Source organism: Clostridia bacterium (assembly GCA_017410375.1).
Lineage (GTDB): Bacteria > Bacillota > Clostridia > RGIG6154 > RGIG6154 > RGIG6154.
Map to the genome: position 1 here is coordinate 39,037 of JAFQQW010000066.1, position 23,057 is coordinate 62,093.

General features: G+C 44.6%; 23 protein-coding genes and 1 riboswitch. Of the genes, 6 read left to right on the forward strand and 17 right to left on the reverse strand.

All coding sequences use genetic code 11. The annotated features are described in order from the left end of the window. The first annotated feature begins 84 nt into the window (after positions 1–84). On the forward strand, positions 85–2,172 hold the full coding sequence (locus tag IJE10_10770) for a hypothetical protein (GenBank protein ID MBQ2968585.1): 2,088 nt from the start codon (positions 85–87) through the stop codon (positions 2,170–2,172). Positions 2,173–2,237: 65 nt separating this feature from the next. Here IJE10_10770 and IJE10_10775 read toward each other — a convergent pair whose 3' ends face one another. Together IJE10_10775 and IJE10_10780 are read right to left on the reverse strand one after the other, a co-directional pair. Continuing rightward, positions 2,238–3,095 carry a hypothetical protein gene (locus tag IJE10_10775; GenBank protein ID MBQ2968586.1) on the reverse strand — a complete coding sequence of 286 codons (858 nt, stop codon included), beginning with the start codon at positions 3,093–3,095 and terminating at the stop codon, positions 2,238–2,240. An 82-nt stretch (positions 3,096–3,177) separates the two neighbouring features. Further along, positions 3,178–4,416 carry a Gfo/Idh/MocA family oxidoreductase gene (locus IJE10_10780; protein MBQ2968587.1) on the reverse strand — a complete coding sequence of 413 codons (1,239 nt, stop codon included), beginning with the start codon at positions 4,414–4,416 and terminating at the stop codon, positions 3,178–3,180. Between the two features lie 147 nt (positions 4,417–4,563). Between IJE10_10780 and IJE10_10785 the strand changes: the two genes are divergently transcribed. Further along, positions 4,564–5,349: an AraC family transcriptional regulator gene (locus IJE10_10785; protein MBQ2968588.1), complete on the forward strand. Its 786-nt coding sequence runs from the start codon at positions 4,564–4,566 to the stop codon at positions 5,347–5,349. A gap of 31 nt (positions 5,350–5,380) precedes the next feature. Here IJE10_10785 and IJE10_10790 read toward each other — a convergent pair whose 3' ends face one another. Genes IJE10_10790 through IJE10_10805 form a run of 4 tightly spaced genes read right to left on the reverse strand, consistent with a single transcriptional unit; the run spans position 5,381 to position 10,702 of the window. Further along, the gene (locus tag IJE10_10790; protein ID MBQ2968589.1) at positions 5,381–6,523 is read right to left on the reverse strand and encodes a glycerate kinase; all 1,143 of its coding nucleotides are present in this window, start codon (positions 6,521–6,523) and stop codon (positions 5,381–5,383) included. Between the two features lie 51 nt (positions 6,524–6,574). Then, positions 6,575–7,351, reverse strand: a complete 777-nt coding sequence (locus IJE10_10795) for a sugar phosphate isomerase/epimerase (GenBank protein ID MBQ2968590.1) — start codon at positions 7,349–7,351, stop codon at positions 6,575–6,577. Positions 7,352–7,407: 56 nt separating this feature from the next. Continuing rightward, entirely contained in the window at positions 7,408–9,441 is a 2,034-nt protein-coding gene (locus IJE10_10800; protein ID MBQ2968591.1) for a glycoside hydrolase family 92 protein, read from the reverse strand. 13 nt (positions 9,442–9,454) lie between these two features. Next, on the reverse strand, positions 9,455–10,702 hold the full coding sequence (locus IJE10_10805) for a chloride channel protein (GenBank protein MBQ2968592.1): 1,248 nt from the start codon (positions 10,700–10,702) through the stop codon (positions 9,455–9,457). A 210-nt stretch (positions 10,703–10,912) separates the two neighbouring features. Between IJE10_10805 and IJE10_10810 the strand changes: the two genes are divergently transcribed. Continuing rightward, positions 10,913–11,617, forward strand: a complete 705-nt coding sequence (locus tag IJE10_10810) for a PIG-L family deacetylase (GenBank protein MBQ2968593.1) — start codon at positions 10,913–10,915, stop codon at positions 11,615–11,617. 40 nt (positions 11,618–11,657) lie between these two features. Here the strand turns inward: IJE10_10810 and IJE10_10815 are convergent, their stop codons facing one another. The 4 genes from IJE10_10815 to IJE10_10830 form a co-directional block, all read right to left on the reverse strand. Then, a complete protein-coding gene (locus IJE10_10815; protein MBQ2968594.1) occupies positions 11,658–12,932 on the reverse strand; it encodes a glycoside hydrolase family 28 protein in 1,275 nt (424 codons plus the stop codon). A gap of 78 nt (positions 12,933–13,010) precedes the next feature. Next, complete coding sequence (locus IJE10_10820) at positions 13,011–13,682, reverse strand: MBL fold metallo-hydrolase (GenBank protein MBQ2968595.1); 672 nt, start codon at positions 13,680–13,682, stop codon at positions 13,011–13,013. Continuing rightward, positions 13,679–14,314, reverse strand: a complete 636-nt coding sequence (locus tag IJE10_10825) for a hypothetical protein (GenBank protein ID MBQ2968596.1) — start codon at positions 14,312–14,314, stop codon at positions 13,679–13,681. Before IJE10_10825 ends, IJE10_10820 begins: the two co-directional genes overlap by 4 nt. Before the next feature lie 16 nt (positions 14,315–14,330). After that, a complete protein-coding gene (locus IJE10_10830) occupies positions 14,331–15,122 on the reverse strand; it encodes a helix-turn-helix domain-containing protein (protein MBQ2968597.1) in 792 nt (263 codons plus the stop codon). A gap of 130 nt (positions 15,123–15,252) precedes the next feature. Between IJE10_10830 and fsa the strand changes: the two genes are divergently transcribed. Together fsa and IJE10_10840 are read left to right on the forward strand one after the other, a co-directional pair. Further along, on the forward strand, positions 15,253–15,900 hold the full coding sequence (fsa, locus tag IJE10_10835; GenBank protein ID MBQ2968598.1) for a fructose-6-phosphate aldolase: 648 nt from the start codon (positions 15,253–15,255) through the stop codon (positions 15,898–15,900). A 71-nt stretch (positions 15,901–15,971) separates the two neighbouring features. Beyond that, positions 15,972–16,481: a YgjV family protein gene (locus tag IJE10_10840; protein MBQ2968599.1), complete on the forward strand. Its 510-nt coding sequence runs from the start codon at positions 15,972–15,974 to the stop codon at positions 16,479–16,481. 83 nt (positions 16,482–16,564) lie between these two features. Here the strand turns inward: IJE10_10840 and IJE10_10845 are convergent, their stop codons facing one another. Further along, a complete protein-coding gene (locus tag IJE10_10845; GenBank protein ID MBQ2968600.1) occupies positions 16,565–17,062 on the reverse strand; it encodes a hypothetical protein in 498 nt (165 codons plus the stop codon). A gap of 106 nt (positions 17,063–17,168) precedes the next feature. On the opposite strand from IJE10_10845, the gene IJE10_10850 reads away from it, so the two are divergent. Continuing rightward, the gene (locus IJE10_10850; protein ID MBQ2968601.1) at positions 17,169–17,408 is read left to right on the forward strand and encodes a helix-turn-helix transcriptional regulator; all 240 of its coding nucleotides are present in this window, start codon (positions 17,169–17,171) and stop codon (positions 17,406–17,408) included. A gap of 42 nt (positions 17,409–17,450) precedes the next feature. On the opposite strand, the gene IJE10_10855 is transcribed toward IJE10_10850, so the two are convergent. From IJE10_10855 to IJE10_10880, 6 genes are all read right to left on the reverse strand, one after another. After that, a complete protein-coding gene (locus tag IJE10_10855) occupies positions 17,451–17,978 on the reverse strand; it encodes a hypothetical protein (protein ID MBQ2968602.1) in 528 nt (175 codons plus the stop codon). Positions 17,979–18,036: 58 nt separating this feature from the next. Continuing rightward, a complete protein-coding gene (gene thiD / locus IJE10_10860) occupies positions 18,037–19,476 on the reverse strand; it encodes a bifunctional hydroxymethylpyrimidine kinase/phosphomethylpyrimidine kinase (protein MBQ2968603.1) in 1,440 nt (479 codons plus the stop codon). After that, the gene (thiE, locus tag IJE10_10865) at positions 19,469–20,113 is read right to left on the reverse strand and encodes a thiamine phosphate synthase (protein ID MBQ2968604.1); all 645 of its coding nucleotides are present in this window, start codon (positions 20,111–20,113) and stop codon (positions 19,469–19,471) included. The genes thiD and thiE overlap by 8 nt, the downstream gene beginning before the upstream one ends. Continuing rightward, complete coding sequence (thiM, locus tag IJE10_10870) at positions 20,100–20,921, reverse strand: hydroxyethylthiazole kinase (GenBank protein ID MBQ2968605.1); 822 nt, start codon at positions 20,919–20,921, stop codon at positions 20,100–20,102. Before thiM ends, thiE begins: the two co-directional genes overlap by 14 nt. A 107-nt stretch (positions 20,922–21,028) precedes the next feature. Next, positions 21,029–21,133, reverse strand: a riboswitch (TPP riboswitch). A 203-nt stretch (positions 21,134–21,336) separates the two neighbouring features. Then, positions 21,337–22,248 carry a LysR family transcriptional regulator gene (locus IJE10_10875; GenBank protein ID MBQ2968606.1) on the reverse strand — a complete coding sequence of 304 codons (912 nt, stop codon included), beginning with the start codon at positions 22,246–22,248 and terminating at the stop codon, positions 21,337–21,339. Positions 22,249–22,254: 6 nt separating this feature from the next. Further along, positions 22,255–22,941 carry a DUF554 family protein gene (locus IJE10_10880; GenBank protein MBQ2968607.1) on the reverse strand — a complete coding sequence of 229 codons (687 nt, stop codon included), beginning with the start codon at positions 22,939–22,941 and terminating at the stop codon, positions 22,255–22,257. Positions 22,942–23,057 lie beyond the last annotated feature (116 nt).

The following is a 23,057-nucleotide window of genomic DNA, read 5'->3' on the forward strand; positions in this document are numbered from 1 at the left end:
TGATAGCACTTTTGTACGGCGTATTTTATCTTTACTTTTTGAATGTTCGATGATATAATAACAGCAGAAAAGGGAGGCAGGAACATGAACTACATGGAAATTGTCAAAAACGAGCCGTTGTTCTGGACGCGTATCGGCTTGGGCGCAAACCCCGATTTACGCAACGAAAAGGGCGAGATTACCTTTGCCGTTCCAAACAGTACATTTATCAATGCGGAGTGGTCTGCATTTTTAGCAGAGCATAAAGCATTTTTGGATATTGGCTGTAAATTGCATACCACCGTTATACACAGTGGCTGGGTTGGCGAAAATGCATACGATTATTCTGCGGTGGATAAAACGTTAAAAGCCGTTTTCAGCCTTGGCGAGGACGTGCTGTATCTGCCGAGAGTTGAACTGAATCCGCCTCTAGAGTGGCTTAAAGCCAACCCTGAAGAGGTTGCTTTGGCAGAATATGCAAACCGCGACCCCGAGCATGTGAGAGAGGTGTACAAAAGCTATCGTACCGCCCATGAAATCGCAAAGATACGAAGTGGCGGTTTTAACGAGCATGGCGTATATTTGCAAAGCTTTTTTTCGGATAAATGGATGCGGGATGCCGCAGAAGTGTTAAGACGGTTTGTGCGTTATTTAGAGGATTCGCCCTACGGCAAGCGCATTGTTGGTTACCAACTGGCGTTTGGTATGTGCGGCGAGCTTTGTAACTGGGGCGCCTGGAAGTCGTCCGAGCATTGGGGCGATTTCAGCAAGCCTGCCCAAAAGGCATTCTTAAAATTCTGTATCGAAAAATACGGAAGTTTTGATGCGACAAAACAAGTGTATGGCGAAGCGGATTTAAATCCTGAAAACATCATTCCTTCTCCGAAGCAAAGAAGCGATACAACCGATTATTTCAGACAAAACAATAAACGTTCTGTCGATTTTTCCTTGTGTCTTTCAGACAAAGTTGCGCAAAATCTTTGTGATTTTGCATCTGTTGCAAAACAGGAAGCAGACAAGCCCATAGGTGCATTTTACGGATATCTACTTACCAAATTCCCCACCGAAACGGGGCATGTAGGCATTGAAAAGCTGATGCATTGCGATGCAATCGATTTCCTTTCGGCTCCTAAAATTTATTATCGGTGCGGTGCAGGACAGCCGGGCGGTTCGCAGGCAACCTCCATGTCTGTGGCGCGCAAAAAAATCTGGCTGGACGAGCTGGATAATGATACCCATATTGCAAAAAGCTATCAGGAAGAATCCAATCACCCTAAAAATTTTTCCGAAACAAAAACCATTCTCTGGCGCGAGGTAGCACGAAATCTTTCGTGGCACAACCAGAATTTCTGGTGGATGGATCTGTATGGCGGTTGGTTTACCGACTATGCGATTATGGGCGAAATTAAAAAAATAATCGCATTTAATCGGAAAATGCGTAAACTGCCTTATGAAAGCATCAGCGAAATTTTGTTTGTAACCGATGAAAAGGCACTGGCGTATCAGTCCCCTGACGGTGTGTTTACCGGTTGCCGTGAGGTGGGCATTTTAAACGAAATGGGTGCGGAACTAAAGCTTTGCGGTGCACCGGTTGACGAATACCGTCTTTCGGATTTAAAGGATTTGCCCCTGAAACGCTATAAAATGATTGTGTTTGCCAATGCGTTTATGATAAGCGATGAACTGCGTGCAATCATTCAAAGTATACCCGAAACCACACTCTGTGTGTGGAATTATGCGGCAGGTATCCGCAGAGGAGAACACTTTGATTATGGACATATAGAAGAGCTGACGGGTATTGCGGTAAAACCTGTGCAGGACAAAGAAGCGTATCTTTCCAACGGCTACGGTGCAAAAACTAAGTGTCCGCCTCTTGAAATCGTAGGAGATGCAGAGGCTTTGGAAACTTATCCTGACGGTAAAATCAAGGTCGCAAAGAAAAACAACCATCTGCTTACCGTAGCACCCGGCTTTTATGCAACAGATTTTTATACCCTTGCCCAAAAGCAAGGCTGTTATATGTACACAAGTGCAGGTTGTGCGGTATTTGCAGACAAGCGGTTTGTGGGCATTTTCCCGGGCGAAAACGGGGCAACCCTTTCAGACAGTTTCCGGGGCACGGATCTCCTTACACAAAACCCGATTCCCAAAAAGCTTGAACCCAAAGGCGTATATATTATAGAATCTAACTGACAATAAAGGGAATGTAAAAAAGTCCGGATCGCAAAAAAGGGGCTGTAAATTTATTACAGCCCCTTTTAAAATGGTAAAAACAGAACCAGCATACCGATAAATGCGATTGCAACTGACAGAACTTCTTTTTTGGACGGCTTGTTGTCGCCAAAGAAGCAAATTAAGGTGGACACAATCATCACACCGCCCGTAACCATGGGATACTGCACAGAAGCATCCACATGTGTAAGGGCAATCACTAAAATCAAGTTTGCCACACGGTTTGTAATTCCGCTTAACGCGCTGATACCAAGTGTCGGCAAAGTCAGCTTTGGCAGCTCTGCCTTTCTTTTGGAGAAAAGCACCACCAGACCGGCTAACACAACCGTGAAAATACAGGACCAGATGGAATAGTCGGTGGCAGATGCCTTTGCAAGCTCTGCCGAGGCAAAAATCTTAGAGAGCACTCCCGACATACCGTTCAGCACAAAAACGCCAACGTAGTAAATCGTTCCGTTCTTTTTCTCGCCCTTTTCCACCGTAACAAGGAGCGCAACACAGATGATCACAAAGCAAATCACCTTTGCTCCGGTTAAAGGCTCACCGTAAAACAGAATCCCCTGCAAAAAAGGCAATGCCATACCGCCCAGCATAGAAAACAGCGAATAGAGCGAAAGGTTGATGCTCCCTAACGCCTTAAAACTGCAAAAGGAAAAAGCAAGGCTGTTAAGCGCCGTCAAAAACGCCATCAAAAGGGTAAACCCTGTGCACCCGAGGCTTAGCTTATTGATAATAAGAAGCGCAAGCAGGCTCATAAACGAGCTGACTGCCGAAAATCGCATGGAAACCAGAAATCCCGAGCCCTGACGTTTGCGGTAGACATCCTGAAACGCAAAACAAGCGCCAAACATAACAACTGAAAGTATGATCAATCCGTAATACATAAAAATTCCTCCGTTTCCTCCTCAGTATAGCAGGTTTTACCAAAAATTCAACAGAATATTTCCCTGTCTTTCTGCAAAAAAGTTATTTTACCGCTTCATTAAACAGATGGACTTGCTCCTCTGTGGGCTTAAAGGCGGGATGTGTACAGCAGGGTATCGAAGGCTCGGTTCCGTCTGTACCATAAAAGGGACTTAGTCTGTCGTTTTCATACATCTTGCACCATGTTTCTTCCCGGAAATCAGGAATATCATAGGGCGTACCTCCCTCTAACACAGAGCGATGCGCCAAAATCGCAACCGAAGACATGTTGACTGCCGAATAGATGTCAAAAGGATGCTCGGGCTGTTTGCCTGCTTCAATACATTCTAAGAACATACGCGCTGTAACATAGTCACTGCCACCGTGTCCGCTGCTTTTAATCAGCTCCTCATCCTTGTCGTTCCATTGCGGATCGTAAAGGTTTTTCTCCTCCATTCCCTCGGGAAGGGTCCAGTTGTTATACTGAAGCATCACTTTTTCACCCATGCCCCGTAAGTTTTCAATCTGTCCGTCGGTGCCGCAAACCCGATACGCGTTGCCATGTCCGCCAAATCCGGCACACCCGGTAAAGCGGAACACCGAGCCGTCATCATTTAAAGTTGTGATAATCGCCGCACGGTCACCCCCGTAACTTGCTGTAGGCACAGCTCCCTCCAAGGGTGCAAAGCAACCAAAGGCCGTTACGCGTTTAGGGGTTGCACCGGTAGCGCGCATAATGGGTCCTAAGGAGTGTGTCACATAGTAAGTTCGCGGCAGAAAGTTTCTCCAATGTTTTTCAAAATAGTTATATTCCCTTTTAAACGAGACATTCATCGGATCCCCGGGGTGATTGTATTCGCCCTCTGCATACATGATTTTACCTAAAGTGCCACTCTTGCAGATTCGTTGTATTTCGCGGTTAAACAGCATTTGCGGATAGTTTTCCGCCAACATATACATCGCATTGCTTTTTTCGAACGCGCGAATCAGCTCAACGCCCTCTGCCATAGTGCCGTTACTGATGCACTCGGAAAATACATGAATGCCCTTTTCCATACAACGGATGGCATAAGGGGTATGCTCATGGAAATAGTTTGCCAGCACCACCGCATCCATATCATGCTCGATAAACGAATCAAAATCCTCATAAACTGCAGCACCTTTAAGCTCGTTTGCCGCCTTTTCCCGTCTGGACTTGTGAAAATCGCAGATTGCCACGATATCACAGTTTAACAGCATAAAATTTTTGGCAATAGCAAGACCTCTGCCTACGCCGAAAATACCAATTTTCATCCTACTCATTTTTATTCCTCCTTATGGATTCTTCCCTTTCAGTATAGCACGTTCTGCATCGGATTCAATAGAATTTTTCCATATTTTCATTAAAAATAGTTTGAAATGCTTGTTTTTAAGCAGAAATTACGTTATACTGAAAACAGAGGTGATTGTATGAAAGACAGAAACATCTGCAAATTTATTCCTGCCACCGCCGCGGAACAACTGAAAACCTTTTGCTATGTATTGGAATCGAACCCCAAAACCATGCAAACAGCTTTTTCCCTCGCAAATCATCGGGCGGTACTGATGAAACAAGGCAACGGCGTATTTCACATCGACGATAAAACCGCAGAGGTTTCGGGTGGCAGTCTTTTGTTTTTGTTCCGGGACGAAACCGTTTTCGCAAAGCTTTCGGATGGAGCAGAATATCTCTATATTGATTTTGCCGGCAATCGGGCGGAGGCGCTGTTTCAGCGGTTTGGCATTCACAAAAGTTGCCGACTCTTTCCTGGCTTTGACGGACTTTTGCCCTTGTGGCAGGACAGCCTTGCCCGTGCCACCGAGCTTAGCATAGACCTTGCCTCCGAAAGCATTCTTTTATACACCTTTTCGCGGCTGAATAGCATGCAAGCAGAAGAAAACAAACTCTTAAAGCAAATTGTGGAGCTGACCGAGACGCAATTTACCGATCCCGCGCTTTCCATTACTTCTGTGGCAAATGTGCTTTCCTACAATCCCAAGTACCTTTCCCACTTTTTCAAGGCAAGATTTAACATCTCTTACTCGGAATATCTTCGCAATATGCGTATTAAATACGCCATCACCTTATTTGATCACGGCATTGATTCGGTGAAAAATGTGGCATATCTATCAGGGTTTTCCGATCCCCTCTATTTTTCATCGGTCTTTAAAAGAGTGGTAGGCATGTCTCCAAAGATGTATAAACAAACCAAATAAAAAAGGATGTAAAAAATTTACATCCTTTTTTCTATATGTGTACGTTTCGAATTACCCGGAATACCTGACAAGCTGTGTCGGCAAGATTTTGCTTTGCATTTTCTTTGTCCATTGCCGCCTCCAAGCTGCAAGGTGCTTTTAAAATGGGAAAAAACGCATCAATGCCATGCTCGTTGCAAAGGGGGGCATCCTCGGTTACACAGCCTGCAAACGCCAGCACCGGCTTTTGGTATTTTTTTGCCAGTTTTGCAATGCCCACCGGCACCTTTCCCATCACCGACTGTCCGTCCAGCCGTCCTTCACCGGTAATTACAAAATCTGCAGATTTGATTTTTTCTTCGATTCTGATTTGTTCGGTCACCACTTGGATGCCCGGCTGCATTTTGCCGTTTAAATATGCCGAAAGGGCAAAGCCCATACCGCCTGCCGCACCTGCGCCGGGCGCATTTTCATCTGCTTCGGGCAAAACCGTTTTGGTAAGAGACGCATAATTTTTCAGCCATCTATCCATTTTTTCAATCATTTCCGCCGTTGCACCCTTTTGCGGACCGTATACCGCACTGCAACCGCTTTTACCGCAAAGGGGATTGGTTACATCGCACGCCACCTGAAAGGTACATGTCTTTAAAATCTCCGGCACATGATTGGTTTCAATGCTTTGAAGGTTTTCTAACCCCTTTGCGCCATACTCTACAGACTTCCCCTCCGCGTTTAAAAACGAAAAGCCAAGTGCCTGCAGCATACCGACACCGCCATCATTGGTGGCACTGCCTCCGATTCCTAACACAAAATGTCTGCAACCGTGGTCTATTGCATCCAGAATCATTTCTCCCACCCCGAAGGTAGTGGTATGGAGCGGATTTTTGTCCTTGTCATCAATTAAAGTGATGCCTGCTGCTGACGCCATTTCGATCACCGCCGTTTTCGTTTGGGGAATGATGCCGTATTTGGCTTTGATTTTTTGCATCAACGGATTATGTACAGTTATTTCTGCAAAAGTACCGCCCACTGCTGAAACAATGGCATCTGTCGTGCCCTCGCCACCGTCTGCGACAGGAAATATCGCTGTTTCTGCCTCCGGAAACACGCGCTTTACACCATTTGCAACCGCATTACCTGCCTCAACGGTAGATAGACTTCCTTTAAAAGAATCAATTGCTATAACAACACGCATTTTACTTGTCCTTTCAAAAAGGGCACGTCTTTTAAGACTGCCCTTTTAATCTTATTCGTTATCCAGTTCCTTTAAGTAGTTAATACAACGTTCGACTTCCTGTAAGCCTGTGGGATTCAAGCCCTCGGATTCGATTACCATCAGTACATTGTTTTGGATTGCCCACTCGCGGATTGCTTTGATGGGCGCACGGCCTTCGCCAACCGAAAAGCCTTTTACACCGTTGTGTACATCGTCAAAATTCTTGTCTGCATCCACAGACGGAATGCCGTCCTTTAAGTGAATCACACGGATTCTTTCCTTATGCGCTTCTAAGTACGGAACCGGATCAATGCCTGCGTTAAACAGCCAGAAGGTATCAATTTCCAACTCCACATCGGTTTTTTCGATAATTTCGTCCTCTAAAACACAGCCAAAGCTGTTGGGGAAAAATTCTCTGGAATGGTTGTGATAGCCAAGGCGCATACCGTTTTCTTCAAGCTTCGCTTTTGCAAAGTTTAAGGTATCGATAACCAGTTCCTTTTTTTCGGGAGTAGACCAGTCACAGCCCGGAACAATAGGGTTTTCACAGCCTAAAATTTTGTGTGCACGAATGGTTTCGTCAATGTTTTCGGGCTTGATGGCATCTAAGCCGATGTGTGTACCCGAGCAAACCAGACCAAAGTTGTCCAGCCAGATTTTAATCTGCTCAGGGGTATAATCAAACCAACCTGCCATTTCCACATATTTGTAGCCCATGCCAGCTACTTCCTCCAATGCTTTGCGCATGGAATCTTTAGTGATGTCTCTTAACGAATACATCTGTAAGCCATATTCTGCTTTTGCCATAACCAACAACCTCTTTCCGTTATTTTTTTACATGATACCACAACCAAAATCTTATGTCAAGCCCTTTTTTCAGCCATGTAAAACACGATTTTTCCACCCTTTAACAAATCCTTTGTGGGAATAGAATAATCCTTGATTTCTTCACCGTTAAAGGTGATTTTTTCCACAAAATAGTGCGCGTCCGATAGGTTTAGTGCTTCAATTTCAAGGACTTTGCCGTTGGAAAGGGAAATTTTTGCGCCCTTCACCTGCGGTGCACCTAATAAAAACCGACCCTGACCACTCACCGGGAACAGACCTAAAGCCAGCCACATAAAGCAAGAGGACAGTCCGCCCGAATCGTTGTTACCGGGAAGTCCGTTTATGCCAAGCCCAAACGAATCCTTCACCGCTGCCCTTGCAATTTCACAGAGGCGGTCGTGTCTGCCTGCCGCAATGTACGCAAAAGGTGTTTCCATATCACACTCATTATTAAAGCCCTCAAAACGGTGATGCTGTGCCGCCTCTAACTTTTCGTAGGCGTCAAATTCCACAATCTGCTCTAAAGGCTGATTGCTGTCAAATCCAAAAAAGCTGTCTAACATTTTTAAGAAAGCTTCTTTTCCGCCTGCAAGTGCCATGCGCTCTTCCATATTGGTTTGCAAACGGAACGAATAGGTGTAGCGGTCGCCCTCATAGTAACGGGAATTCTTACTCATCAAACCGTCCGCATCATAGGCATTTTTCCAGTTTTCCGCTAAGGAAAGCAGTCTTTCCTTTAATTCCGCGTCCTCTGTGATACGTGCCACATCCAGACAGGCATCGGTGGTGTCAATGATATGGGTATACCGTTCAAAAATGCCCTTTTCCAGGAAAATTTTAAAATCCTCCCGTTCAAGCTCGCGCTTTATGCATTCTTCCACAAGACTTCTTTCAATCAGCCCGGCATCAAAAGCATCCAGAAGTACAAAAACGCCCAGCATCTTCGCCTGCTCCTCGCAGGGGAAAATGTCCGATATCCCTAAGCTGCAGGGAATTTTGCCTAAAGTACGGCTGATATTTACAATGCCGCTTGCAATTTTTCTGCCCATTTCGGGGTACAGAAGCATAATCAGCGGTGTTACTGTTTTGTACTGATCCCAAAGCGTTGCAAGCCCTGTCACCAACTCCCCTTTGATGCCAAGCACTTCTTCTCCGGTCATGTCCACCGGCTTTACAAGGGAATGGTAAAAATTCGAATAGAATTTTTCTCTCATTTCCGCATCCTCTGTCTCGATTTCGATGGCAGAAAGATGCGTTTCCCATATTTTTTCGGCATTTTGTGCCGTTTGGTCAAAGGACAGACCGGTATCAGAAAGGTTTTGTAATGCCTCTGCAAAGCCGAGGGTAGAATAGGAAACCAAAACCGTTGTCTCCTGCCCTATCCCCGAAAATACTGCCACCATATCCGCTTCATACAAAGAAGCCGTGGCGTTTGGCACCTGTACCGCAAAGTACAGCTTCACGCCCGAGAACAGTCCCGAAAAGAAAACGGTATCGCCATCTGCATAAAAGCTGTCCTTTTCTACTTTTCCGTAAAACCGCTCTCCAAACACCTTGGAAAGTCCGTCATTGGAAAAATCCACTGCAATTTTTCCGTCTGCTTCGGGAAAGCTGTAGCGGTGATATGCTGTGGTTTGGTTTACCGTAACGGCGCACGAAATGCCGTTAAAGGTCGCTCCATACAGCCCGGGCTTGCCCCACTCCTTTTCTAAAGGGTGATAGGTATAAATATTCTCTTTTTCCCCGTAAAAAGGGGTTACAATGGCATAGTTATAATAGTAGCGTATTGCGCCTGTACCCGACTGGTGCAGATGGGAAAAGCCACGCACCTTATGTACGTCGCTCAGTTTTTGAATTGCACCGCAGGAGTTGGGATAATGGGTGCCATACCCTGTGGGATAGCCGCCGCTGTAGGGCCCCACCGAAATCCTGCCAAAGGGCAAAACCGCATGAGGAATGGTGTTTCCGCAAAGCGCCTTGATGTAAAACCATTTGGACGCAACACCCGATTTTATGAATCGGTCGGTTTCGCCGTTTCCGTAAAACACATTTACACTTTTGCTGTTCATGTCATTTCTCCTTTTATGATTTGGTATGTACGTCAATTTTATGTCCGCCAAGCTTTGCGTACACAATTTTCTGTCCCGAATACAACCCGGAATAGCCCGAGAAAATATAGCTGACCGCGCAGGCAATGCCAAACAGCAAAAGCCCCTCTGCACCAAATAGCTCTACCGCTAAAACAAGAGAGGCAATGGGACAGTTTACCATTCCGCAAAACAGCGCAATCATACCGATTGCCGCCCCGAAGCCCGGGTCAAGTCCGAAAACCGGTGCCACAGCACACCCGAAGGTAGAGCCGATAAATAAAGTGGGAATAATTTCTCCGCCCTTAAAACCTGCACCGATGGTGATAGCAGTAAACAGAATTTTTAAGACAAAATCCTGCACGTCAGCCTTGCCGTTTACCGCAAGCGCAATGGTTTCCATGCCTGCACCGTTATATTTTTGACTACCCACCAAAACGGTAAGCAATACCACCAGTAAGCCGCCTGCAAAGGCACGCAGATAGCGGTTTGGAATGCCTTTTTTCAAGCCCTGATGGCTGTATTTAATCGCCAGACAGAACAAAACACTTAAAAATCCGCAACAAGCCGAAAGCCCGATTACCTTTAAAATTCCACCTGCCGATACCGCCTCTGTCACAATCTCAAAATGCAGGGGCGAAATGCCTGCCAAGATTGACAGCATATACCCCACCGCCGCGGAAAGCAGACAAGCAAAAATACCTACATAATTAAACATGCCTACACGGATAACCTCCAGCGCAAACACCGCCGCGGTGACAGGTGTACCGAAAAGCGCTGCAAACACACTGCTCATGCCTGCCATGGTCATAATCCGCATATCCCGCTCTTGCAAACGAAGCACCTTTGCCATGTTATAACCAATTCCGCCGCCAATCTGCAACGCCGCCCCCTCACGTCCTGCCGAGCCGCCAAACAGATGGGTAATCACGGTGCTGACAAAAATCAGAGGCACCATAACAAGTGGCACCTTTTTATGCTTACGCACACTCTCGATTACGCGGTTGGTGTCAATAGGTCCTTCTGCTTTAAACAGGCGATACATGCCTGCAATCAGCACACCGCCCAAGGGTAAAAGCAGAATTAAAAAGCCATGGTGCAACCGAAGCTCTGTCACATAGTCTACTGCAAAGTGGAACAAAACCCCGACACTGCCGCCCACAAGCCCCACGGCAAGCGCGACAGATAGCCATAACGCAAAGGTTTTTATGTATACAACTGCATTTTTGATAAACTTTTTCATTTCGTCACTCTTTTCCGACGGATTTCAGCTTATTTTACCATATTTTCGATAAAAAGAAAAGACCTTTTTATACAATCTTGCTGAACTTATATCCAAAAAAATTGAAAAAAATTAAAAATGCGAACGATTTGATACCAAATGCGGAAAATATGCTAAAGACAAATTGTAAATTTTGCGGTATACTAAAATAAAAAACGGAGGTATTTAAGTATGAGAGTTTTAGCCATTACCTGTCATCCCGATGACATGGAGCTGACCTGTTGCGGTACACTTTTAAAGTATAAAGCCCGCGGAGATGAGGTGTTTGTCTGCCACGTTGCCAACGGCAACATGGGACACATGGTGATTATGCCTGACGAATTGCGGGATATTCGCCGTAAAGAAGCGCAAAATGCCGCAGCCCTTGCAGGGTTTGAGATTGTGACCGCAGATATCGGTGACCTGACGGTAAACAGTGCCGATATGGAGCAGATTCGCAAAATCATCAAGGTGATTCGCGATGTAAAGCCGGACGTCATTTTAACCCATGCACCCGAGGATTACTGTTCTGACCACAGAGAGGTATCCAAAATTGTGTTCAAGGCATCCTTTGACGCGTCCTGTCCGCATTTTATGCCGGATCTGGGTGAAGCAACGGGTGTGCCTGCTGTTTTCTATTTCGACACAGCCGCAGGGGTAAATTTTGTCCCCACCGAATATGTGGATGTGACCGATTTTATGGATTTGAAAGTAAAAATGTTAGAATGCCACGAAAGCCAGCTGGTATGGCTCAAAGACCACGACGGCATTGATGTGGTACAGAATCAGAAAATTTATGCCCTCTACCGCGGTTTGCAATGCGGTGTGAAGTATGCGGAAGGCTTTAAACCTCTCCTTGCAGACCAAAGACTTCGCACCTATCGCTTACTGCCTTAAATAAAAAGCAACAACGCTTTTGCGTTGTTGCTTTTTTTATTTAGATTTGTTTGCCGTTGAGCATAACCGCTTCGCTGTTTTTAACAATTAAATCCTGCTCGGTGCAGGTAATCTGCACATTTTGCATTTCCACATTCTTTACATTTTCCAGGAAGATGCCATCTCCGTGGCAGAAGGGCCGTCCGGGCGACATGACCACTTCAACCCCCTCTTCAGAGCCGGTTACATCAAGGCGTACATTGCTGATGCTGACATTGGAAACCGGAAGCTCGGGCAAGCCGTAAAGATAAATCCCTGCGCCCGATATATTTCTGCCCAAAATTCCCGAAATGCTGATGTCGGTCAGCTTCGGGGTTTTGACGGTTACGGGCTTTGCGGACCGGTCAAACAGCTCGTCCCATTGGTCTTTGCCGGCACCGCAGGGATAAAAGCAGTTCATGGTGATGCAGGCATACACATTTTCCATGGTGATGTTGCTAAACGTCAGCCCCTGCACACAGCCGCCGCGCTGTCTTCTGGTTTTTAGACGGATGCCTCTGTCGGTGTTCTGAAACACGCAGTTGCTGACCGTTACATTTTTAACACCGCCCGACATTTCGCTGCCGATAACCACGCCCCCATGACCGTGTGCCATGGTACAGTTGGTTACAATGATATTTTCGCAAGCCTGCTGATTCTGATAATAATCGGTTTCGGTCCCCGATTTAATGGTTACGCAATCGTCGCCCACGTCAATATGGCAATCCGAAATGCGTACATTTTTACAGCTTTCGGGGTTGATGCCGTCGGTGTTGGGCGATTTATAAGGGTTGTAAATCCGCACGCCCCGCACACTTACATTTTCACAGCACATGGGATGGACGGTCCAGCAGGGGGAATTGCGGATGGTAACATCCTCAATTGCCACATCCTTACAGCCCATAAAGCTGATGGTACGCGGACGCACTAAATCGCTTTTCCCTTTGTGCCACCAGTTTTCGCCTCTGCCGTTGATGGTGCCTCTGCCCTTTACGGTTATGTTCTGACAATTCAGGGCAGAAATCAGCCCCCAGTGTCCGTTACGGGTATACCCCTCAACCTCGGTTATCATGGGAAAATCTTCATAATCCGCACTGCCTAAAAGGGTTGCGCCTGCATCCAGCTCCAAGCACATATTGCTGTAAAGGAAGATGGTGCCTGTTACATATTCACCTGCAGGAAAGTAGATGGTTCCGCCCCCTGCGTCGCGGATTTTTTTAGTTAAAAGATTAAGGCTTGCGGTATTATTGGTTACACCGTCGCCTGTAATCTGAAAGTCCGTTACATTGTATTGCATAGCTTTTGCCCCCTTTTCGTCTATTTTATCACAAAAACAGCTTCTTTTCCTTTGAAAATTTGATTTTCTTTTCAAAAATCATGAATTTTTTGATTCAAAAAGCAATTTTACGCCGATTTCACCCACCAAATCCGGGTCATGAAACAGCACGGGGATATAAGACGGCTTTCGGTATTCTGTAAGAAATGCACGGCTTTTTTCCAAATCCACACTGCTTCCCGTAACCAGATTCAGGGTAAGATTCTCCTTAGAATAACACTCGTCACCGCAAAGCACAATTTGTTTTTCGCCAAAAGAAATCAGCACCACCGACGAACCCTTACCGTGTCCGCCAATGTGGCGCACCAAAACGCCCTTTGCGATTTCCTTTTCACCGGCAAAAAGCTCTGTGCGGTTATCTTTAAGATAGCTTTCTCCCTGTTCAAATGCCTCTTTTTGAATGTGCACCGTGGCATTTTTGTAATAGTGCACCGCATCAATATGGTCGTGGTGGCTGTGGGTCAGAATAATTTCGTCAATTTCGTTCCGGGGGACGCCAAACGCTTCCAGCACCTCCACAGGCTTTTGAAATGCAAACAGCGGAAACCCGGGCATGGTATCACAGCCCACATCGATCAGAATTTTTTTGTTTTCGGTTTCCAGCAGGAAAAAAAGCAGGCTGATGGGCTGTTTCTTTTCCTTTGCACCGCCTTCAAAAATCATGGATTCTGCAAGCTCGGTTTTGCCGTATTGCAGGGCATATAATTTCATAAGTGCACCTCATTGAAAGCATCTACATTTTCCTTAAGGAAGGTAAGAAGCTTATCTGCAATGGCTTCATAGCCCTCGCTGTTAAAGTGTACGCCGTCGGTTTGCTTTTCGGGCATTTTTTCGGTAACCGCGTATACGTCAATCACCTTTAAATGATACTTTTCCGCAAGAGAAATAACCGCTTCGTTTCGCGCAAGCACACGGGCGTTGCGCTCGGGGTCTGCAAGATAAGACGACAGCACCAAAAAAACAGGCGTGTCGGGGAAAAAACTGATTAAGAACTGCACCATTTTTTCATAATATGCCTTGTATTCGGTAGAATCCTCCAAATGCCAGCCGTGCAGACCGTTGTTAAACAGCACCGCGTCCCGACGGGCTTCCTGCTTTGCAAAAAGTGCTATCGCATCGCAAAAAAACGGATTATCAAGCCCCTTTGAGGTGCCGAACCCGTCAAATAAAATCTGCTCCTCCGAACGCAGGGTTGCCACACGTCTTGTGCCGCAGGAAATGGAGTCGCCGATATACAAAACCCGGTTGCGCTCTAAGTTTTTCGCCCGGTCAATCCACACATTGTCCCATTCATAGCCCTCGTATTTTTCTGTTCCGTTTTCTCGTTCGTAAGTAAATTCCATTTTTAATCACCTTTCTTTATTTTGATAATCGCGCTTTCCGATACCCGGTGGGGGAAAGGGAAAAACGCTCTTTAAAATGCCTTTCAAAATTTGCATAATCATAAAAGCCCGACTCAAAGCAGATGTCCGTAACCGTCATATCGGAATACTCCAGCAGTTTTCTGGCATAATCATAACGGACGGTACTTAAATATTCCTTAAAATTCACACCGCATTCCTTTAAAAAAAGACTGCTCATGTAAGAGGGCGTGACCGATGCGGCAGAAGCGATATCCGAAAGCCCGATATCCTCCCGGAAATGGTTTTGGATATACAGCATAGCCTTTTGCGTTCTTGTCATATAGCCGTGCTTGTGGGTGTTGTTTATCCGGCATATCTTCCCTAAAATGCTGTTTAACAAATAAAAACTGTATGTATCATCATTTTCAGCCGAGGCAAGGTTTAACTCATGCATCACGCCTGCAAGATAATCTGCATCTTCATCCGAAAGGTGGACGCTGTCCGAATCAAACACGGTTGAAAGCTTAAACAGCATATCGTTGTCGCAGACCTCGCCCATAAACATTAAGGTGATGACCTGCGCGCCCTCGGTGACAACCTTGTGAAAGTTCACAGGCGTCATAAAAAACAACATGTTTTTCTCGATGTTCCGCTCCACCCCGTCTATGATATAACTTCCGCTTCCGGACAGAATCAGTTCCATCTCATAAAACTCATGCCAATGGGTGGGATAACTGCTGATAAACTTTTCCTTGACCATGATTTTTTCGTTTTTGATTTTCTGCAGCTTGGTATATCTGTCTATCATATCTTCACCCCCCTTGTTCAATTTTACAGCATAATCGTAAAAAAAGCAATACTTTTCCATAAATTTGCAATGCAAGGTCAAAAAAAAGATGGTATAGTATAGCCGTACAGAAAAAAGGAGGCATCTTACAATGAAACTTTTTATTGACACAGCAAACATTGAAGAAATTAAAGAAGCAAACGAGCTTGGTGTAATCTGCGGTGTAACCACCAACCCGTCCTTAATTGCAAAAGAAGGCAGAGATTTTAAAACGGTCATTGACGAAATCACATCTATTGTAGACGGCCCGATATCTGCTGAGGTTATCAGCACAAAGGCAGAGGGCATGGTGGAAGAAGCCGTTCCGCTGGCAAACATGCATAAAAATATTGTAATCAAAATTCCCATGACTGCAGAAGGGTTAAAAGCGGTCAAAAAGCTTAGTGCTATGGGCATTCATACAAATGTAACTTTGATTTTCTCGGCGGCACAGGCATTGCTTGCCGCCCGGGCAGGCGCAACCTATGTCAGTCCGTTTTTAGGCAGACTGGACGACATCAACGCAGACGGTCTTGGCTTGATTTCGGACATTGTGCAGATTTTTGAGGCACATGCCATTTCCACCGAAATTATTTGTGCCAGCATCCGCAGTGCAGGACATGTAACCGAAGCGGCAAAGCTTGGTGCGGACATCGCAACCGTGCCGTATAAGGTGATTTTGCAGATGCTTCAACATCCGCTTACCGATGCAGGCATCGAAAAATTCTTAAAGGATTGGGAAGGGCATTTAAATCGATAACAATAGCCTTGACGGCAACACGCTTTTGTGATACAATCAAGCAGGCGAAAAAATTTAAATGAGGTGGATGTATGACGTCAATTGAAATTTTTGGGCATGCTTTGGGCATATTTGCCATGGCGTGGGGCTTTTGTACCCTACAGATTAAAGATGCAAAACGCATGATGCTGTTTTATGTGTTCCTGTGTCTGTTTTTCGGGATTCATTATTTGTGTCTGGGGGCGTTTGTGGGCTTTTGCATGAACATGGTTGGTGTTTTGCGGAATGCAGTATACTATTTCGGCTATAATGTAAAATGGTTACAGCATCGTGCGGTACCGATTGTGTTTACGGTCATCTGTGGTGTTTTAGGCTTTATTTTCCGGGAAAACAATACATATGCTTTTCTGATGATTGCAGGGCTCACCATCAACAGCTTCTGCTTATCCTTTAAAAACACCCAGAATATCCGAAAAAGCATCCTGGTTACCTCGCCCATGGTTTTGATTTATAACCTTTTAGTCCCCTCCTGGGGCGGTGCGATTTATGAATCCTTTGCCATACTGTCCGCTCTTATCGGCATTTTCAAAAATAAAGAGTAAACATCTCCCTCTGATGAGGGAGATGTTTTTATATCTACAAAAAAAGACGGAATTCTTTTTAAAAGAATTCCGTCTTTTTCAGATTACTCTCCGGTTGTAAATACAAATGTTTCTTCTACAAATTTAGGACTCATCCAATCATCTTCATCATATACCGAAAGGGTGAATTCTATTTCCTCAACCTTTTCAATACCTAGCTCTTCAAACTCGGTATCAAAGAAAGAAATATCGCTCTTTGCTTTTTTTCCGCTTTGCACAGTTTCCGCCCAAAACGGATCACACATGTACCCGTTTACAGAAACATTTTTCATGGTAAACATCAGATTTTTATCTGTCTTGTTTTCAAGCTCTGCTTTTAAAGTATAACCCCACAAATTGTCCTCTTCAATATCTGTGATTTTGAAAATACAATTTTCATCATCAACAAATATTTTTTCAACCATCCCTTTACTGTCCTGCGCAGGTGCTTCTTTCGGTGCAACTTTTTCTGCGCCCGTTGTACTCGAATCGACTCCGCATCCAACCAGTACAACAACCAGCATGCATGACAGAACCACTAACAACATTTTTTTGAAATTCATAAAGATTCCTCCTATTTTTGACATTTAGTGAATGTCATATTTTACATCATTATATCATATAATTTACTTGTTGACAAGTACTAAATGTCAAAAAGGGGATTTTTTTATGTTTATAAATAAAAATGTTGACGGTTCAAATAATATATGTGGGAAAAAAATCTCCGAATTACGGAAAAGTATGCATGTATCACAAAGAATTCTGGCAGACAAATTGCAATTATCCGGTCTGGATGTGGACAAAAACGCAATTCAAAGAATCGAGTGCGGAAAAAGATTTGTAACGGATATTGAATTGTTGGCATTCTCTAAAATATTTAATGTAAGTGTTGATGATTTATTAAAATAAAAACTGCATAATACAAAAAAAGCTCCCGTTCGGGAGCTTTTTTTATCTTTCAATTATGTAGGCAAAGCTGTTGGAAGCAAGCACATTTTCTTCAACGGTATCAAAATACACCTGATGTCCTTCATAGGTTATGGAGTACACATACAAATCATCCATACCTATGCCGTGCGATTCAACCGCAAGCCCTGCAAGATCCGAAATCTCATCGGGCGTATATTCCTTGTCCTTTTCCATTCCGAACACGAAATCCGAAAGGGTTGCATTTACCGCATGGCAGATTGAATCCTCGGCAGGCTCCTGCAGGCTTAAATCATCCTGATTTACAAAGCAGAAATAGTTACCCGTTTTGGGAAAATGAAATGCAGTCCCCAAAATCCAGGTCGCACCGTCTGACGGTCCGTACTCTTCTTTGATTTCGCTGTAGGTCTTGCCCAGAACCTCTAAAAGCTTGGGATTAAATCCGCTCTGCACTTTCGGTTCTGCTTGCTTTTCAGGCTCTTTTCCGCCACAGCCCGCAAGCAAGCATGACAGAAGCATCACCGCAACCAATAATGAAATGATTTTTTTCATATGTACCCACTCCTTTGCTTTTATTATATACCGCTTCGCAACAAAAAGCAAGAGTTTGTTATTCTGTCAGGTTAAACGCGTGATTTAACGGTCCCGCGCCTTGTCCTAAATCCAACATGGCAGAGAGTGCGCCCGAAACATAATCTTTGGCGCTTTGTACGGCTTCCTCCAATGAAAGTCCTTTGGCAAGACCACAGGCGATGGCACTTGATACTGTACAGCCCGTACCATGGGTGTTGGGATTGTCTATCCTTTTCCCGTAAAACCACTTAAAAATGCCGTTTGCATACAGCAAATCATTGGCATCACAAACAAGGTGACCGCCCTTTAATAACACCGCACAGCCAAAAGCATCCCCTATACTTTTGGCTACTGTTTCCATATCGTCGGCATTTTGAATGGTAAGCCCCGACAACGCTTCCGCCTCGGGGATGTTGGGGGTTACGAGGGTTGCAAGGGGAAAAAGCATTTTTGTAAGTGCTTCCACCGCTTCGTTTTTTATCAGAGGATTTCCGCTGGTTGCCACCATAACCGGATCGACCACAATATTTTTGGCTTTGTAGAATCGAAGCCTTTCTGCAATCACCGCAATCAGTTCTTTGGAAGAAACCATGCCGATTTTTACCGCATCGGGGAAAATATCGGTAAACACCGCGTCCAGCTGTTGTTTTAAAAAGGCAGGAGAAGCTTCTTCAATGGCGCGCACGCCCATGGTATTTTGTGCTGTCATGGCGGTGATGGCACTCATGCCATACACACCGTTTGCAGTCATGGTTTTAAGGTCTGCCTGAATGCCTGCGCCGCCGCTTGAATCACTCCCTGCAATGGTGAGTGCCGTCCTCATTTTTCTTTTTCCAAACAGTACTTCTTCTGCTTTTTCAAAATCAGCAATATAAAAATCTGCAGTTTTTTGGAGTTGTTCCTGCTCTTGTTCATGGGAATCCAACACACCGACCGTAATAAAGCCGTCTCGCTTTGCGGTTTGCAGAGCATGCAGAGCATCCTCAACCACCGCCGTTTCCTCTTTTTCGGTTTCAAGATGCGCTTGTGCCTCACGGTAAATGTGCGGTTTTTCTTTTCCGTGCCCCACTTCGGCACAGGTGAAAATCTCTGAAAAACAGGAACGCACACCAAGCCTTTGAAGGGCAGTTTCCGCTAAAGCTTTGTCCGTGACGGTGGCAACGCACATTTTTATGCCCCGTTTTTGCAGACACGCCAAAAAGGCTTTCACGCCTTTCTTTAACAAAACCTGTTCCTTATAAAAATCTTCAATCATTCGGGTGATGCCTGCTACAATTTCCTCTACCGAAAGAGAAACCCCGTAATTTTGCCGATAATACATGGCAGATTGCTCTAAGGTAAAGGTTTTAAAGGTTTCTTTTAAGTTTTCTTTGGGTTCTTTGCCCAAAGTACGGAGATAGTCCTCGGCAACGGTATCCCAGATACCCATGGAATCTAAAATTGTACCGTCCAGGTCGAATATTGCACCTTTAATCATCCTTTACCACCTGCTTTGTTAAATTCTTTAGCTCGCGGGTGGCATTTTCAATGTCGGCTGCTCCAAAAATCGCGCTGATGACCGCCACACCGCATATTCCGCTTCCCGAAAGCTTTAAAACATTTTGTTTGCCAATACCACCAATGGCGATGACGGGAATCCTGACCGCCGCACAGATTTCTTTTAGGGTTTCAAGGCTCACGTCCTCCGCATCGGCTTTAGAGCCTGTTTGAAACACCGCGCCGACCCCTAAATAATCCGCACCTGCTTTTTCTGCCAAAATGGCCTGCTCCACTGTTTGTGCCGACACGCCCAAAATTTTGTCCTCGCCAATCAAAGCACGCACCGCCGTTGCTTCCATATCTTTTTGTCCCACATGAATGCCGTCAGCGTTTGCCTTTCGCGCAATATCAATATTGTCGTTTACCACAAAGGGAACGCCATATTTTGCACAAAGGGCTTTGATTTCCAGGGCTTCCTGCAAAAAAGTGTCCTCGTCTAATTCTTTTTCCCGAAGCTGAACAAAAGTCGCACCGCCCTTTAAGGCCTGCTCCACCTGCTCTGAAAGCGTGCTGTTTCCAAGCCATGTCCTGTCGGTCACCGCATAGAGCAGTAAATCTTTTTTATCGCACTTCATAGCTTGCTCCTTTGTTCAATGTTTGCGCATCCATATTATAAATGGCATCAATAATACGGTTTCGTAACGTAGAATTCCCCTCGCCCGGCAAAAGATGCGCACAGCCGATTTCGCCCGCAAGACCCATCATGCAAACCGCCGCCGCTATGGCTTTTGTTTTGTCTTGCGGATTGGCAACGGCAAACGCGGTGGCAAGTCCCGAAAGCTGACAGCCCGTGCCGGTAATGCCGCTCATTTCAGGTCTGCCGTTGCGGATAACATAACAATTTTGCGTGTCCGCAACCAAATCTATCGCGCCCGTAACCGCAATGACTGCGCCTGTTTTTTGGGAAAAATCCTTTACAAAGCGCACCATTTCGTCTAAATTCTCCTCTGTCACCGTGTCCGCAGAATCGGCATCCACCCCTTTGGTGGTACCAAATCCTAAGGCTAAGGTTTTAATTTCCGAGATGTTTCCGCGAATGATATCGGGGCGAATTTTTTGCATCAGCGCCAAGGCTGTTTCGGTGCGGAGCTTGCTTGCACCTGCCCCGACCGGGTCAAGCAGTACCGCATGCCCCTCTTCCTTTGCTTTTGTGCCTGCCACAAACATTCCCTCAATACTTCTTTCGTTTAAAGTTCCGATGTTGATGCAAAGACCACCGCAGATGGATGTGATATCTTCCACATCTTTAGGCTCGTCAGACATAATCGGACTTGCACCGCACGCCAAAATCGCGTTTGCCACATCGTTTACCGTCACATAGTTTGTGATGCAATGCACAAGCGGTTTGCTCTCTCTTACTTTTTCAAGCTGGTTTCCTAACATTTTTTGCCTCTTTCTCCGAATTTTTCGGGTTGTATTCAATTATCCAGCGGAAACCTTCCTTTTAAAAAACAAAAAGCGGAAATTATCGATTTGATAACTTCCGCAAATATGCTTATTTTCAGGCATCCCTACGTTGGCATTATCCAAATCAGGTTATCGGTCGAAGGTCGCACCTTCCTCTCAGCCTGTATTACAAGCTCCCGTCTGTTTAATTGTAAGTCTATTATACTCCTTTTTTCTTAAAAATGCAAGCCTTTTTCTGCATTTTATTTATGCATATCCCTTTGGGATGGGTTAAAGCTTACCTTTTCAACATTTTCGTTCCATACCTTTTGCTATACTCACCTCTTATTCAGTATCCCGAATTCAGATGTAACTATGCAAAAAAGGCTGTAAATTTAATACAGCCTCTTTTTTAGGATTTTGATACCTGCTCCGCTGACTCTTCTAACATTTTTATAAAACACTCTGTAAGGTCTGAGCGTGTTCTGTCCGTGTGCAGGATGTAACCTATGTTATAGTACGAATCGCTTTCGAGCGGTATGCTGATAATTTTTCCTTCGTTTAAGGTGGACGGCATAATCCCCGTGCCTACCGTATAGCTGTCGGTGGTCAGCAACACGTTCATCAGACTCGCTCTGTCGCTGATTTCTATGTGCTTCTTCACATCCGAAATTTCCATAATTTCTTCAGTAAAAAAGGAAACATTATGGTTTCCCTGTTCGTATGAAACAAACGGATATTTAGCCAGCTCGCCATAAGTTAAAATGCTGTTGTTGCAAACCGGATGCTCTTTTCTGACAAATACATGCGGTAATGTCTTCAGTACGGAGGTAAAGTTTAATTTTTTATTAGTCAGAATTCGTTTCATGATATCAAAATCCGTGTTTTTAATCGCAATAATTCCAATATCGCAATACCCGCTTTCCACATCATGGATGACGTTATATGTCTTTGTTTCAATCAAAGATATTTTATAGGTATCCTCTGCAACCAAATTTAACATTTTCCCGAATATATCAGCCACAAAATCATAATGCTGTGTTGCGATATACAGCTTTTTGCATCTTTGATCTGAGTTATATTTGGCAAGTATCAAATTGTTCTGTTCAATAATCTGGGAAGCATACCTGACAAACTCCGCACCGTCACTTGTAAGGCAAACACCGTTGTTGGAGCGCTCGAAAATTTTTATGTTCAGCTCCGATTCAAGCGCTTTGACAGCGGCAGATAAGCTTGACTGTGCGATATAAAGGGTTTTGGACGCCTCGTTAAAGGACCCCATTTTTAATATTTCCAGAACATATTTGCATTGTTGTATTGTCATCTACATCTACCTCCATAATCTGAGTATTACATTATAAAGCAATATGATAAAAATTCCGATAAGCATATTTATATTGTTTATCTTATATTTGCTTGCGCAAATGAGATTGAAGCCGGAAAAAAACAAAATAATGTACCCCATTGCGCACAATTGTTTGATAACCATTGTATCAAAAAATGTTTTGGACAGCATTGTCAGCAAAACAATAATACCCTGCCCCAATGCCACAGGCACGGATGAAAATAAAACCTTTTTGCCGTAGCTGACACCAAACATCAAAGCAAACGGGAAATCTATAATGCTTTTTAAAATCAGCTGGCTGTTGTCGCCAACCGTTGCCAGCAGAATCGGTCCGCATATTTGCATGCCGCCAACGCCAAAAAATATTGTCGCATCCATAAAACCGGTAAAGCTGCCATTTGCAAAGCTTGACAGATTTGAAATTTTTGATTCCAACTGAATGGAATCCCCTGCTATTGTTCCGACAATCAGCGCAAAAACAATTACAAGTAAATCGTTGCTTTTTAACACCATTCCGTTCACATCAAATATGTTTTCAAAAAATCCCACCATGCTGATAATCATGATTGCAATACCAAACACCGTGAAATTTTTAAATTTTATATGTTTTCTGAAGATACCTCCAAAAAGAGAACCTGTTATGATTGTTAATGCATTTATCGCAATTCCCACATCATCACCTCAATGGTATTATAACACATCAGACAGCAAAAGTGGTAATACTAAAATTCTATCACAAAAGAACAATAAAAGCGATACCCGATAACTTCAACTGCACTATAAAAAGA

Excerpts from the sequence above, each read along its gene's own strand:
- IJE10_10815 (MBQ2968594.1), bottom strand. The coding sequence starts at position 12,932 with ATGCAATACAATGTAACGGACTTTCAGATTACAGGCGACGGTGTAACC.
- IJE10_10770 (MBQ2968585.1), top strand. The coding sequence starts at position 85 with ATGAACTACATGGAAATTGTCAAAAACGAGCCGTTGTTCTGGACGCGT.
- IJE10_10875 (MBQ2968606.1), bottom strand. The coding sequence starts at position 22,248 with ATGACAATACAACAATGCAAATATGTTCTGGAAATATTAAAAATGGGG.
- IJE10_10800 (MBQ2968591.1), bottom strand. The coding sequence starts at position 9,441 with ATGAACAGCAAAAGTGTAAATGTGTTTTACGGAAACGGCGAAACCGAC.
- IJE10_10825 (MBQ2968596.1), bottom strand. The coding sequence starts at position 14,314 with ATGGAATTTACTTACGAACGAGAAAACGGAACAGAAAAATACGAGGGC.
- IJE10_10830 (MBQ2968597.1), bottom strand. The coding sequence starts at position 15,122 with ATGATAGACAGATATACCAAGCTGCAGAAAATCAAAAACGAAAAAATC.
- fsa (MBQ2968598.1), top strand. The coding sequence starts at position 15,253 with ATGAAACTTTTTATTGACACAGCAAACATTGAAGAAATTAAAGAAGCA.
- IJE10_10785 (MBQ2968588.1), top strand. The coding sequence starts at position 4,564 with ATGAAAGACAGAAACATCTGCAAATTTATTCCTGCCACCGCCGCGGAA.
- thiM (MBQ2968605.1), bottom strand. The coding sequence starts at position 20,921 with ATGTTAGGAAACCAGCTTGAAAAAGTAAGAGAGAGCAAACCGCTTGTG.
- IJE10_10850 (MBQ2968601.1), top strand. The coding sequence starts at position 17,169 with ATGTTTATAAATAAAAATGTTGACGGTTCAAATAATATATGTGGGAAA.
- IJE10_10775 (MBQ2968586.1), bottom strand. The coding sequence starts at position 3,095 with ATGTATTACGGATTGATCATACTTTCAGTTGTTATGTTTGGCGCTTGT.
- IJE10_10855 (MBQ2968602.1), bottom strand. The coding sequence starts at position 17,978 with ATGAAAAAAATCATTTCATTATTGGTTGCGGTGATGCTTCTGTCATGC.
- IJE10_10795 (MBQ2968590.1), bottom strand. The coding sequence starts at position 7,351 with ATGGCAAAAGCAGAATATGGCTTACAGATGTATTCGTTAAGAGACATC.
- IJE10_10820 (MBQ2968595.1), bottom strand. The coding sequence starts at position 13,682 with ATGAAATTATATGCCCTGCAATACGGCAAAACCGAGCTTGCAGAATCC.
- IJE10_10810 (MBQ2968593.1), top strand. The coding sequence starts at position 10,913 with ATGAGAGTTTTAGCCATTACCTGTCATCCCGATGACATGGAGCTGACC.
- IJE10_10840 (MBQ2968599.1), top strand. The coding sequence starts at position 15,972 with ATGACGTCAATTGAAATTTTTGGGCATGCTTTGGGCATATTTGCCATG.
- IJE10_10805 (MBQ2968592.1), bottom strand. The coding sequence starts at position 10,702 with ATGAAAAAGTTTATCAAAAATGCAGTTGTATACATAAAAACCTTTGCG.
- IJE10_10845 (MBQ2968600.1), bottom strand. The coding sequence starts at position 17,062 with ATGAATTTCAAAAAAATGTTGTTAGTGGTTCTGTCATGCATGCTGGTT.
- thiE (MBQ2968604.1), bottom strand. The coding sequence starts at position 20,113 with ATGAAGTGCGATAAAAAAGATTTACTGCTCTATGCGGTGACCGACAGG.
- IJE10_10780 (MBQ2968587.1), bottom strand. The coding sequence starts at position 4,416 with ATGAGTAGGATGAAAATTGGTATTTTCGGCGTAGGCAGAGGTCTTGCT.
- thiD (MBQ2968603.1), bottom strand. The coding sequence starts at position 19,476 with ATGATTAAAGGTGCAATATTCGACCTGGACGGTACAATTTTAGATTCC.
- IJE10_10790 (MBQ2968589.1), bottom strand. The coding sequence starts at position 6,523 with ATGCGTGTTGTTATAGCAATTGATTCTTTTAAAGGAAGTCTATCTACC.